General features: G+C 47.1%; 13 protein-coding genes. 7 read left to right on the top strand and 6 right to left on the bottom strand.

Annotated features, from left to right (window positions below; translation table 11 throughout):
• Nucleotides 1-71: 71 nt before the first annotated feature.
• Nucleotides 72-1,796, top strand: coding sequence for an IlvD/Edd family dehydratase (locus BUB37_RS01640; RefSeq protein WP_072987446.1), 1,725 nt, complete (start codon nucleotides 72-74; stop codon nucleotides 1,794-1,796).
• Complete coding sequence (locus tag BUB37_RS01635; RefSeq protein ID WP_317616537.1) at nucleotides 1,793-2,251, top strand: 3-oxoacyl-ACP synthase; 459 nt, start codon at nucleotides 1,793-1,795, stop codon at nucleotides 2,249-2,251. The genes BUB37_RS01640 and BUB37_RS01635 overlap by 4 nt, the downstream gene beginning before the upstream one ends.
• 32 nt (nucleotides 2,252-2,283) lie before the next feature.
• Here BUB37_RS01635 and BUB37_RS01630 read toward each other — a convergent pair whose 3' ends face one another.
• Nucleotides 2,284-2,748, bottom strand: coding sequence for a COG2426 family protein (locus BUB37_RS01630; RefSeq protein WP_072987440.1), 465 nt, complete (start codon nucleotides 2,746-2,748; stop codon nucleotides 2,284-2,286).
• A gap of 208 nt (nucleotides 2,749-2,956) precedes the next feature.
• Between BUB37_RS01630 and BUB37_RS21555 the strand changes: the two genes are divergently transcribed.
• Nucleotides 2,957-3,106, top strand: a complete 150-nt coding sequence (locus BUB37_RS21555; protein ID WP_170863100.1) for a hypothetical protein — start codon at nucleotides 2,957-2,959, stop codon at nucleotides 3,104-3,106.
• Nucleotides 3,107-3,237: 131 nt separating this feature from the next.
• Here BUB37_RS21555 and pyk read toward each other — a convergent pair whose 3' ends face one another.
• From pyk to BUB37_RS01605, 5 genes are all read right to left on the bottom strand, one after another.
• Nucleotides 3,238-4,680 (bottom strand): pyruvate kinase, encoded by a 1,443-nt coding sequence (gene pyk, locus BUB37_RS01625; protein WP_072987436.1) that lies wholly within the window; start codon nucleotides 4,678-4,680, stop codon nucleotides 3,238-3,240.
• 4 nt (nucleotides 4,681-4,684) lie between these two features.
• Nucleotides 4,685-5,134, bottom strand: a complete 450-nt coding sequence (locus BUB37_RS01620) for an IPExxxVDY family protein (protein ID WP_244526690.1) — start codon at nucleotides 5,132-5,134, stop codon at nucleotides 4,685-4,687.
• A gap of 129 nt (nucleotides 5,135-5,263) precedes the next feature.
• Nucleotides 5,264-6,001 carry a ribonuclease III gene (gene rnc / locus BUB37_RS01615; RefSeq protein WP_072987429.1) on the bottom strand — a complete coding sequence of 246 codons (738 nt, stop codon included), beginning with the start codon at nucleotides 5,999-6,001 and terminating at the stop codon, nucleotides 5,264-5,266.
• A gap of 5 nt (nucleotides 6,002-6,006) precedes the next feature.
• Nucleotides 6,007-7,260, bottom strand: coding sequence for a beta-ketoacyl-ACP synthase II (gene fabF / locus BUB37_RS01610; protein ID WP_072987408.1), 1,254 nt, complete (start codon nucleotides 7,258-7,260; stop codon nucleotides 6,007-6,009).
• Nucleotides 7,261-7,374: 114 nt separating this feature from the next.
• Nucleotides 7,375-7,608 (bottom strand): acyl carrier protein, encoded by a 234-nt coding sequence (locus tag BUB37_RS01605; RefSeq protein ID WP_008269813.1) that lies wholly within the window; start codon nucleotides 7,606-7,608, stop codon nucleotides 7,375-7,377.
• A 265-nt stretch (nucleotides 7,609-7,873) separates the two neighbouring features.
• Here BUB37_RS01605 and purN point away from each other — a divergent pair, with 265 nt between their 5' ends.
• From purN to BUB37_RS01585, 4 genes are all read left to right on the top strand, one after another.
• Nucleotides 7,874-8,455, top strand: a complete 582-nt coding sequence (gene purN, locus BUB37_RS01600; RefSeq protein WP_072987405.1) for a phosphoribosylglycinamide formyltransferase — start codon at nucleotides 7,874-7,876, stop codon at nucleotides 8,453-8,455.
• Entirely contained in the window at nucleotides 8,448-9,083 is a 636-nt protein-coding gene (locus tag BUB37_RS01595) for a ribonuclease H1 domain-containing protein (RefSeq protein WP_072987402.1), read from the top strand. The genes purN and BUB37_RS01595 overlap by 8 nt, the downstream gene beginning before the upstream one ends.
• 89 nt (nucleotides 9,084-9,172) lie before the next feature.
• Nucleotides 9,173-10,099, top strand: coding sequence for a PfkB family carbohydrate kinase (locus BUB37_RS01590; protein WP_072987399.1), 927 nt, complete (start codon nucleotides 9,173-9,175; stop codon nucleotides 10,097-10,099).
• Nucleotides 10,100-10,148: 49 nt separating this feature from the next.
• On the top strand, nucleotides 10,149-12,047 hold the full coding sequence (locus tag BUB37_RS01585; RefSeq protein WP_072987396.1) for an amidophosphoribosyltransferase: 1,899 nt from the start codon (nucleotides 10,149-10,151) through the stop codon (nucleotides 12,045-12,047).
• Nucleotides 12,048-12,647: the final 600 nt, after the last annotated feature.

The raw sequence follows: 12,647 nt of genomic DNA, 5'->3' as shown, positions 1-12,647 counted from the left end.
TTTGAGGGGGCCGTTGTTTGTCTGCTTGAATATCATTACTTTAATCCTATCAAAACTCCAACTTGAATTCAATGGCCGAAAAAAAGAAACTTCGCAGTTCCGAATGGTTCAACAGCGACAACAAGAAAATGAATTTTACGCACCGTTCCTGGCTGCGAAACCAAGGTTATCCCGACGATTACTTCGAGGGAAAGCCGGTAATAGGCATATGCAATACTTGGTCTGAACTGACCCCCTGCAACGGGCATTTGCGCGATGTTGCCGAAATTGTCAGGCGCGGTATACTTGAAGCGGGCGGGTTTCCCATGGAATTTCCGGTAATGAGCCTGGGGGAGACCATAATGAGGCCCACCACCATGTTGTTCAGAAACCTGGCAAGTATGGATACGGAAGAATCCATACGGGCGAATCCCTTGGATGGGATAGTACTTTTGACCGGTTGCGACAAAACGACGCCCTCTACCGTAATGGGAGCCTGTAGTGTAGACCTTCCGACCATTGTAGTTCCCGGAGGACCGATGTTAAGCGGCCGTTTTAGGGGAGAAAAGATCGGGTCGGGCTCTATGAACTGGATGGTGAAGGAGAAACAGAAAAAAGAAGGTTTTACCGATGCCGATTTTCGGGAAGCGGAGGTCTGCCTTTCGCGGAGTATCGGCCATTGCAACACCATGGGTACCGCCTCTACCATGGCGACCATGGTAGAGGCCCTAGGGCTTACCCTGCCCGGATTTTCATCGATACCCGCCGCAGACTCGAGAAAAAAGATGTTCGCCCAATTGTCAGGTAGACGAATTGTCGAGATGGTAAGGGAAGACCTAAAGCTCTCAAAGATATTGACCCGTGAGGCCTTTGAAAACGCCATCGTTACCAACTCGGCCGTTGGGGGTTCGACCAATCTGATCGTACACTTGACCGCTATCGCCGGTAGGATCGGGGTGGATTTGAAGTTGGAGGATTTCGATACCCATGGGAGCAAGGTACCCTTGTTGGTCAACCTTAAACCCTCCGGAAACTATCTGATGGAGGATTTCTTTTACGCGGGCGGACTTCCCGTCGTGCTGAACCGCCTTAAACCCTTGTTGCACAATGAGGTAATTACGGTCAATGGCAAGACGTTGGGTGCTAATTATGCCGATGCGGTCTGTTATAACGACCAAGTAATAAGCACCTTGGAAAACCCGCTGCAAGAAGAAGCGGGGATAGCTGTCCTGAAGGGCAATCTTTCTGAAAATGGATCGGTAATAAAGCCATCTGCCGCCTCAAAGCACTTAATGCGGCATAGGGGAAGGGCGGTTGTCTTCGAGACGATGGAAGACTACCACAACCGAATAGACGATCCCGATCTCGATATTGATAAAGACAGTGTTATCGTACTTAAGGGGGTGGGGCCGAAGGGCTACCCCGGAATGCCCGAGGTAGGCAACGTCGACCTGCCCGAGAAACTTATTTTGCAGGGTGTAAAGGACATGGTGCGTATTTCGGACGGTCGCATGAGCGGTACCGCCGGCGGTACCGTGGTACTGCATGTCTCACCTGAATCAACGGTAGGGGGTAATCTGGCCTTGGTACGCGATGGGGATCTGATCGAACTCGATGTTGAAAAAAGAAAGTTGCATTTGGATGTACCGGACGAAGAGCTCGAAAAGAGAAGAAAGGCGTGGGTGGCTCCGGAACCCTTGGCGGATCGTGGCTACGTTAAGCTGTATATCGACCATGTCGAACAGGCCGATAAGGGCGCCGATCTCGATTTTCTGGTCGGGGGATCAGGTTCAAAGGTCGAACGCGATTCACATTGATAGGGTTGACGGCAAAGCAACAACTTCTCGACCACTGTACGGCCTTCGTAGAGGGTAGGCTTGCCCGAATACGCAAGAACATAGCCAGCGTTCAAGAATCGCTTCAAAGCGAGACCAAGAGCTCGGCCGGGGACAAGCACGAAACGGGCCGGGCCATGCTGCAGTTGGAGCGGGAAAAACTAGGACGTCAACTGGGCGAGGCCGAAAAAATGAAAGAGGTACTGGGCCGGGTAAAAATCACCGGAGCAAGCGATACGGCTGCCTTGGGCAGCTTGGTAAAAACGACGATGGCCGACTATTTTTTGGCCGTTTCGGCAGGAGAGGCAAGCGTGGGACGACGGCCGGTCTTCTGTATTTCCATCGCCACCCCCATAGGCCGGTCCCTCCTGGGAAAGTCAGTGGGCGAACATATCGTTTTTGGCGGAAAGGAAATTGAAATCCTGGCCATAGAATAAGATAGTCGCAAAAGGTTGCCGTGCTTGGGCAATTAAGCGCTGCCCATACTTTTCATAGAGATTAGCGTGGCCGACCATACAATGGCCGAAGAAAGAAAAATACCTATGGTATTGGCCCAAAAAGCTTTTTTCCGCTCAATTTTAAAGAGGTAGGTGGCAATGCTTCCTGCATAGACCCCCGTTCCCGGCAAAGGAATCATTACAAAAAGAATCAGGCCCCAAAACCCGAATTTTTTGATTTTTTCACCCGAACCGGTTTTCGCCCTTCGGGCTACATAAATGGCCGATTTTTTATAGAAAAACCAACGCAAAAAGTATTTGTTGATCTTATCGAGAAAGAAAAGCATCAGGGGAAACACGAGCACGTTGGCCAAAAAACAGGTAACAAATACCAAATACACGTTCAGGCCTTTTAGCATTCCGTAGGGAATACCGGCCTTGGCTTCCCCGAAGGGGGACAGACTCCAGAGAACTGCAATTATAAAATCGACTATGATAGCAATATTTTTTAGTGTACAAAGCTACTACTCTCTTGATTTTAGACCAATATCAAATCATAAAAAAAGATTAAAGTAGAGGTAAGGTCGATATGTCGCTCCCAAAAAGGGTGTTTCTTCGATGGCCTTAAGGTGTGTTCGAACACAATAAATGGGGTATAGATCAGTTTTACATTAATATTATCCAATTTGACCCAAATCAAAAACCATGAAATTATCACTATTAAGGCTATGTTTGCTGACCTTGGTCTCAACGACGGCTTTTTCGTGCACCGTTGAGTCCGAACTCGAAGATCTTGCCAACGAAAGGGAAAAGGAAAACAGCGGCGAGGTACAGACCGTACTAATTAAGGAATAACATCGCCCTGGTTTTTCGATACGGCCACCTTTTGCTTGATCTAGGCCGGGTATTTCCAAAAAAAAAGCCCCCTACCAATTGGTAAGGGGCAAATTTTTTAATTCGAATTGCCGTTTTAAGGCTGCAACGGGTTAAAAATCGCTACTTTCAATCTCGGTTACCCGTAGGGTATTCACCATCCCTTTGTCCCTAATGGGCATGGCGGCCAAGCTGATAAGCATATCGCCCGCCTCCAAAAGGCCTTTTTCACAAGCTATTTGGTTGACATCGTCGATGGTTTCATCGGTGGTCACGTATTTGTCGTAATAGAAGGCCTTTACGCCCCACAAAAGATTCAATTGTGTCAATATGCGCTTGTTATCGGTGAAGACCAAAATATGGGCACTGGGGCGCCAAGCAGAGATTTGAAATGCGGTGTACCCGCTATTGGTCAAGGTAGAGATGGCCTTGGCCTTAATTTCGTTGGCCATTATGGCGGCATGGTAGCAAATTGATTTTGTAATGTAGCGTTTGGTGCGGATATGGGGCGGATCGTGGGGCACTTGGATCAGCTCTGAACCTTCTACGCTTTCGAGAATACTCGCCATTTTATTGATGACCTGTACGGGATAGTTTCCGACCGACGTTTCGCCGGAAAGCATGACGGCATCGGCCCCGTCCATTACCGAGTTGGCCACATCGTTTACCTCGGCACGGGTAGGGGTAAGGCTTGTAATCATGGTTTCCATCATTTGGGTGGCGATGATTACGGGAATACGGGCCCTTTTGGCGCGCAGTACAAGCTGCTTTTGGATCAAGGGTACCTCTTGGGCGGGCACCTCGACGCCCAAATCGCCTCGGGCAACCATCAAACCGTCGCAATAGGCCACTATCTTATCGATGTTCTCTACCGCTTCGGGTTTTTCAATTTTGGCGATGATCGGAATTTTGACATCCGAATGCTCCTTGATCAAATTCTGTAAATCGATAAGGTCTTGACTGAAGCGAACAAAGGAAAGGGCGATCCAATCTACATTTTTGGAAACGGCAAAAATGGCATCCTTAATGTCCTTTTCGGTCAATGCGGGCAATGAAATGTTCGTATTGGGAAGGTTCACCCCTTTTTTGGATTTCAGAGGCCCTCCTTGGATCACTTTGGCCTTGACCTCGTCTTCCCCGTTGGTATTTACTACTTCGAACATCAGCTTACCGTCGTCCAACAAGATCCGTTCGCCGGCCTTTACGTCTTTTGGAAAGGCGGAATAGTTCATATATACCTTCTCCTTGGTGCCCTCGAACGGCTCTCCCGTTACAAAGGTTATCTCGTCGCCCGGGGCAACTACCACCTCACCCGACATTACGCCCACGCGAAGTTTCGGCCCTTGCAGGTCGGCAAGGATAGAGGTATAGGTTCCCAATTCTTCATTGAGTTCACGGATTATATTGATGCGTTCGGTAACGTCGTCGTAGTTGGCATGTGAAAAATTTATGCGAAAGACATCTACGCCAGCTTCGATCATCTCTCTTAATACCTCTTTGGTGCTAGTGGCCGGTCCGAGGGTGGCTACTATCTTTGTCTTCTTGTTGCTAGGCATTGGCTTAATAAATTAAATTGTTCTTTGATTTTAGTTTGTCAGTATCTATACGGTAGGCCGTAACGATGTTCGGTACGGTCAACAATGTTTTCAAAAGCTTTTCTGTACTACTGGCGCCATCGTCGTGCTCGATCTTGATAAAATAATCTACATCGCGGTGTTCCGGAACCATGGTAAACATTGAATAAGCGGGCTCATTACTGAAAAGGTCCATTCGGTCGGAGGTATCTTCCCGTACGCTGTGGTTCGGGAAAAAGGTCCAATACCTATCGTTGATATCATCCCTCCATTCAAAAATGGAAACCGCTATATCGTTCGATATTTCAAGATCTTTACGCCTTCTTCTAAAGTTCGATTTTAGATATAGGTTGAGCGCGTAGGCCATGGCATAATCTTCAAGACTGCTGTGTAGGGCAATCAAATCGAAAGAATCTTCGTAAAAATCAATCGACATTTTATGTGTGGCTACCATAGGCACAGAAAGCAGCAAATATAATATTAATACAGAACAACGCCTAGGTTAGTTAGGGTGAAAGCCAAATTTTGGCATTCTATAACGTTTTAGTTACATAAATGAAAAAATCTATGATTTGTCCATTTTGTCCTGAAGGGCGTAGTATGCCCTTTTTGAGGCCCTTTCCTCGGCCTTCTTCTTGGAGGTCGCCCTTGCCTTGGCCATGATCTTGCCTCCAATACTCAGTTTAACGGCAAAGTGTTTGAGCTCATCATTGCCGGTATCCTCGTAAACGTTGAAATTAAAGGTTTTTTTCTGTTTTTGGCACCATTCGATCACCAAGCTCTTGTAACTGATGACCTTTCCTTCGAGCTGTTCTATATCGACGTACGGCTCTACGACCCTTTCGCTGATAAATTTTTCGCAGTATTTATAGCCTCGGTCGAGGTAGATGGCCCCTACCAAGGCCTCGAAGACGTTGCCGTGAATGTTTTCACCGAAATGGGATTTCGGTATCCTGCTTTTTACAAAACTGATGAGTCCCAGGTCCTTGCCCAGTTCGTTCAGGTGTTTGCGGCTTACAATTTTCGACCGCATTTTGGTCAAATAGCCCTCGTCTCCTTCGGGAACTTCGTCAAAAAGGTATTTGGAAATAATGGTGCCCAACATCGAATCGCCCAAAAACTCCAGGCGCTCGTAGTTCATGGGAACGCCTTTCTTGTCCTTTTGATTGGCCGATCGGTGCAAGAAGGCTCTTTTGTATATTTCGATGTTCTTGGGTTTGAATCCTAGAATCTTGGTCATCCCCAAAAAAAAATCCCCATCCTGTTTAGAATGGGAATTAAATATGTTTGAAGGAAACCCCATTGGTGTTACTCGCTTATTTTTTTGAAAATCACACAGGCATTGTGGCCGCCGAAGCCAAAAGTGTTGCTCAATGCCACATTGACTTCGCGTTTCTGGGCCTTGTTCAGCGTCAGGTTCAGATTGGGGTCGATATTTTCATCGACCACCGAATGGTTGATCGTGGGCGGTACGATACCGTTTTCCATGGCCAGGATCGAGGCTATGGCCTCAATGGCGCCGGCAGCCCCCAATAAGTGCCCGGTCATCGATTTGGTCGAATTGATATTGATGCTCGGGGCGTGATCGCCGAATACCTCGCTTATGGCTTTTAGTTCGGCCACGTCGCCCAAGGGGGTCGAGGTGCCGTGGGTATTGATGGCATCGACATCTTCGGGTTTTAGGCCGGCATCGCGCAGGCAGTTTTTCATCACCTGGACAACCCCAATGCCATCGGGGTGTGGTGCCGTCATGTGGTAGGCATCGCTCGAAAGTCCGCCTCCGGCAACCTCGGCATATATTTTTGCCCCCCGGGCCTTGGCGTGCTCGTATTCTTCGAGAATAAGGGCTCCTGCACCTTCGCCCAGTACAAATCCGTCACGTGTGGCATCAAAGGGCCTTGATGCGGTTTCCGGACTGTCGTTTCGGGTCGATAGGGCATGCATGGCGCCAAAACCTCCCATACCGGCGATGGTGACCGCGGCCTCGCTTCCTCCGGAAACGATGACGTCGCAATGGCCTAAACGGATATAGTTCAGGGCGTCTATCAAGGCGTTGGCCGATGAGGCACAGGCCGAAACGGTGGTATAGTTGGGCCCCATAAAACCGTGCTTGATAGAGATATGCCCAGGGGCGATATCTGCAATCATTTTGGGTATGAAGAAGGGGTTGAACCGGGGTGTGCCGTTACCATTGGCAAAATTGATGACCTCGTTTTGAAAGGTTTCCAACCCGCCGATACCGGCGCCCCAAATAACGCCTACGCGAAATTTGTCCAAGTTTTCTATTTTTAGGCCCGAATCTTTGATGGCCTCGTCGGACGACACCAAGGCGTACTGGGCGAAACGATCCAGTTTACGCGCCTCCTTTCGGTCAAAATGGTCTTCCGCATTGTAGTTTTTAAGTTCGCATGCAAATTTGACCTTGAATTTTTCGGTGTCGTAATAAGTAACGGGAGCCGAACCGCTTTTTCCACTTTTAAGCCCCTCCCAATATTCTTCGATATTATTGCCTATGGGCGTTAATGCCCCAAGTCCGGTAACTACTACTCGCTTTAATTGCATTGAACTTAATTTTTCGTTATGTTTTTAAGCCAACCGTAAATTAAAAAAAATTATCCATGCGATAAGGTTACCACATGGATAATTTTAAATCTCTATTTTAAAGAATCATAAAGATTACTTCGCTTCTTCTATATAACTAATGGCCTGGCCAACCGTTGCGATGTTCTCAGCTTGATCGTCTGGGATTTGGATATCAAATTCTTTCTCGAACTCCATAATCAACTCCACTGTATCCAAAGAATCTGCCCCTAGGTCGTTTGTAAAGCTAGCTTCCGTTACCACTTCGTTTTCATCAACACCTAATTTATCAACGATGATAGCTTTTACTCTTGATGCAATGTCTGACATAATAAAATTGGTTTTAAATTTAAATTGTTGGCAAAAATAAAAAACTTTGGTTGAATAACACCATTAACCGATAAAATGTATGGTAATTTACTAAATTTAAATGCAAGAGTACTATTTTCGCCCCAAATATTTTTGCAGTGCCTTGCCCTAAAAGGATGGCTAACGGAGGGGAGCATATGGGTAGAATATACCTGGTCCTTGTCCCACTTGGGGCAAATTTGGAAAAAGGCAATTCATTAATCGAGTAGTTTAAACCCTTAATCTTTTGAAAACGAAACGCATTGTGCTTTTTGCCTCGGGCTCGGGGTCTAATGTAGAAAATATAGTAAGGTTTTTCGAAGACAGCCCGGTGGTCGAGGTGGCGGCCGTACTGACCAATAAGAGAAACGCCAAGGTGTTGGACCGTTGCGACCGGCTCAATATAAACGCCCTGTATTTTAACAGGAATTCATTTGCCGAATCCGATTTGGTGCTTCACATTTTGAAAACGCTCCGTCCCGACCTGATCGTTCTGGCGGGTTTCCTGTGGAAAATACCGGACAATATCATTGCGGACTTTCCCGATAAGATCATCAACATCCACCCTGCCTTACTGCCCAAATACGGAGGAAAGGGCATGTACGGAGATCGGGTGCACAAGGCGGTCAAAGCGAACAATGAAAGGGAAACGGGCATTACCATCCATTATGTAAACGGGAATTACGACGAAGGGGCCGTGATTTTTCAGGCCAAAACCCCGGTCGGGGCCGATGACAGTCCGGAAGCCATCGCCGCCAAGGTACATGACCTGGAGTATGAACATTTTCCGAAAGTAATAGAAAAACTGTTGGCTGAAACGAATGGCTAAAAAAGAAAAGTTCTATACCGTTTGGAAAGGAAAGCGACCCGGGATCTATACCACATGGAAAGACTGCAAGGCGGCCATTTCGGGAGTCAAGGGAGCCCAATACAAGTCGTTCGCCACTTTCGCGGAGGCGAAAAAGGCATACAACGGAAACTACGACGATTACAAGGGGACGAAAAAAACCGCGCCCGTGCTCTCTCCGCAAGAGCGCCTAAAGTACGGCAGTCCCAATTACAATTCGATATCGGTAGATGCGGCATCGAGCGGCAACCCCGGGACAATGGAATACCAGGGAGTCGATACCAAGACCGGTAAAAGGCTCTTTCGGCAAGGGCCCTTTGCCCAGGGCACGAACAATATTGGCGAGTTTTTGGCCATTGTGCACGGCTTGGCCTATTTAAAGCAGAACAACAGCAAGCGCATTATCTATACCGATTCGAGAACCGCCATGAGCTGGGTGCGCAAAAAGACCTGCAATACCAAATTGAAGGAGACCAAGGAGAACAAGGCGCTTTTTGATATGATACGCAGGGCGCTGCATTGGTTGGAGAACAATTCCTACGATACACCGATCGTAAAATGGGAAACCAAGGCTTGGGGCGAAATACCTGCAGATTTTGGAAGAAAATAGACCGTTGGCCGATTTTTGAAATTTGATGCCCTTCCGAGGATAAATTCGAGTCCCAAAACTGTATATTTGCAGCAAAATTCTAAGACTTTATGGGCAAACTTCTGATAGTAGGTACAGTTGCCATTGATGAAATCGAGACTCCCTTCGGGAAAACGGGGAAAATTTTGGGCGGTGCCGCTACCTATATCGGTTTGGCCGCCTCCCAATTTGAGGTAGATTCGGCCATTGTTTCCATCGTAGGCGACGATATTCCAAGCGAATATCTGGATATTTTAAGGGAAAAGGGAGTCGACCTTTCGGGAATCGAAATCGTTACGGGGGGCAAGACCTTCTATTGGAAGGGTAAATATCACAACGACCTGAACTCCAGGGATACCCTTATCACCGACCTGAATACCTTGGCAGATTTCAATCCGATAGTGCCCGATGGCTATAAGGATGCCGAAGTAGTCATGTTGGGCAATCTGCACCCGGCCGTTCAAATGGGCGTGATCGAGCAGATGGAAACGCGGCCCAGGTTGATCGTCTTGGATACCATGAATTTTTGGATGGACCACGCCCTGTCCGAACTGCAAGAGGTTATCAAGCATATCGATGTGATTACCATCAACGATGAAGAGGCACGTCAATTGACCGAAGAGTATTCCCTGGTCAAGGCGGCCGAGGCCATCCAAAAGATGGGCCCTGAATACGTTGTCATCAAAAAAGGGGAACACGGTGCGCTTTTATTCCATAAAGAGCAAGTGTTCTTTGCACCCGCTCTCCCTTTGGAAGAGGTATTCGACCCTACGGGTGCCGGCGATACTTTTGCCGGGGGATTCACGGGGTATTTGGCGGCCACACAAGACCTGTCGTTCAACAACCTCAAAAATGCCGTCATCCACGGTTCGAACTTGGCTTCGTTTTGTGTAGAAAAATTCGGGACCGGGCGAATGAAAGATTTAAAGAGGGAAGAGGTCAACAAGAGATTGCACGAGTTCAAGGCCCTCACCCAGTTTGATATAGAATTAAAGTAAAACACGCCCCAGTATATTTGGGGCTTTTTTAATACAGAAGGGATATAAAATGAGTGACGCTATCAAGCACGAATGTGGTATTTCGGTTATACGCCTTTTAAAGCCATTGGAGTACTACAAAAAGAAATACGGTACGGCCTTTTACGGTGTAAATAAGATGTACCTGATGATGGAGAAGCAGCACAACCGAGGCCAAGATGGTGCCGGTTTCGCTAGTATTAAACTCGACGTGGCCCCGGGCGAGCGTTACATGAGCAGGGTAAGGTCGTGTGAACAACAGCCTATTCAGGATATTTTTGCCCAGATCAACGATAGGATCAACTCTACGTTGGCAAAACACCCCGATCATGGCGACGATGTCGCCTGGCAGAAGAAGAATATCCCATACATTGGAGAGGTATTGTTGGGGCACGTTAGGTACGGCACTTTTGGCAAGAACAGTATAGAAAGCGTACACCCGTTTTTGCGCCAAAACAATTGGATGCACCGTAACCTTATCGTTGCCGGAAACTTTAACATGACCAATGTCGACGAGCTTTTCGACAACTTGGTGCAATTGGGGCAGCACCCCAAGGAAATGGCCGATACGGTAACCGTAATGGAAAAGATAGGCCATTTTCTCGATGATGCCGTCGCCAAGCTTTACAAACAGATAAAAAAAGAGGGGTATACCAAACAAGAGGCTTCGCCCTTGATTGCGGAGCGCCTGAAACTCAACAAGATCCTAAAGCGCGCGGCAAAAAACTGGGACGGGGGCTATGCCATGGCAGGGCTTTTGGGCCACGGCGACGCGTTCGTGTTGAGGGATCCCGCAGGAATCAGGCCGGCCTATTACTATCAAGATGACGAAGTGGTCGTAGTGGCCTCGGAAAGACCGGCCATACAAACCGTTTTCAATGTAAAATACGAGGACGTTATCGAACTCGATCCCGGACATGCCATCATAATCAAGAAGAACGGAAGCTTTTCGATCAAGGAAATCTTACCGCCCGTCGAAAGAAAGGCCTGTTCGTTTGAACGCATCTATTTTTCCAGGGGAAGCGACAAGGAAATTTACCAAGAGCGAAAAGAACTGGGGAAACTTCTGTTCCCGCAAATTCTTAAGGCCATCGACCACGACATCAAGAACACCGTATTCTCCTATATACCCAATACGGCAGAAACCTCGTTTTTCGGTATGGTCAAGGAAGCCCAGAATTACCTGAACAAGCGTAAGGAAGAACAGATATTGTCGATCGGGTCTAAAATTACGAGCGAGGAACTGCATTCTATTTTGGAAATCAGGCCCCGCATCGAGAAAGTAGCCATTAAGGATGCCAAATTACGGACCTTTATTACCCAAGACAGTAGTAGGGACGATTTGGTTACCCATGTTTACGATATATCGTACGGTTCGGTAAAGAAAGGCGATAACCTGGTCATTATCGATGACAGTATAGTTAGGGGAACCACCCTTAAAAGGAGTATACTCCGTATATTGGACAGGCTGTCGCCGAAAAAGATAATCGTGGTCTCTTCGGCCCCGCAGATCCGATACCCCGATTGCTATGGTATTGATATGGCAAAATTAGAGGATTTTGTTGCCTTTAAGGCGGCCTTGGCCCTTCACCAAGAGCGATTGACCATGAACGTCGTGGATGATATTTATGAAAAATGCCTGCAGCAGGTAAGCAGTAAGGATAGTGAGGTGATCAACTATGTCAAGGAGTTTTATGCGCCCTTTACACCCGAGGAAATTTCGAGGAAAATAGGTGAATTGTTGAGTCCGGATGATATTAAGGCAGAGGTACAGATCATTTACCAGACCATAGACAACCTTCATCTGGCCTGCCCTAAAAATTTGGGGGACTGGTATTTTACGGGAGATTACCCGACCCCGGGTGGCAATAAGGTGGTCAACAGGGCCTTTATCAACTTTTATGAAGGTAAGAACGAGCGGGCGTATTGACGCTTTTTTTCGATAAAATGCTCAGATTAAGGTAGTTTGTCGATCATCTAAGTTGTATACCGTTTTTTTGCACGCATCGTAATCAGGCATATATACATTTAGGCTTGCCATAGCATAAGTAGGTTAAGTTCATGGTAAGATTTGGGGCAAAAAAGGTGGGGTTTTCCCCACCTTTTTTATTGCGCACAACAGGTATATGCCAGCGAACGACACTTTAACCTAGTTTATGTACCGTTCAACAAGGAACTTTTAATGCGCTGAATAAGCACTCTATATTTGGAGGACCATAGCATAAGTAGGTTAAGTTCATGGTAAGATTTGGGGAAAAGGCGGAGCATTGCTCCGCCTTTTTATTTTCGTCCCTTTTTCCGTAAAAACACAGAGGTACTGTTACTCGAAATTTTTTTAAACGCTCAAAGGTTGTAGGAAGAATTGGCAGATTTGGCATTTCGACCACGGAAACGTTCGTTAATCTAAAACCTTTTTGAAACGAAAGTGATCGCTCTATATTTGGAGGACCATAGCATAAGTAGGTTAAGTTCATGGTAAGATTTGGGGAAAAAGGCGGAGCATTGCTCCGCCTTTTTATTTTTCGAAATC

Source organism: Pseudozobellia thermophila, from assembly GCF_900141855.1.
GTDB lineage: Bacteria > Bacteroidota > Bacteroidia > Flavobacteriales > Flavobacteriaceae > Pseudozobellia > Pseudozobellia thermophila.
The sequence above is the reverse complement of the archived record's forward strand: the minus strand, read 5'-3'. Positions and strand labels throughout refer to the sequence as shown.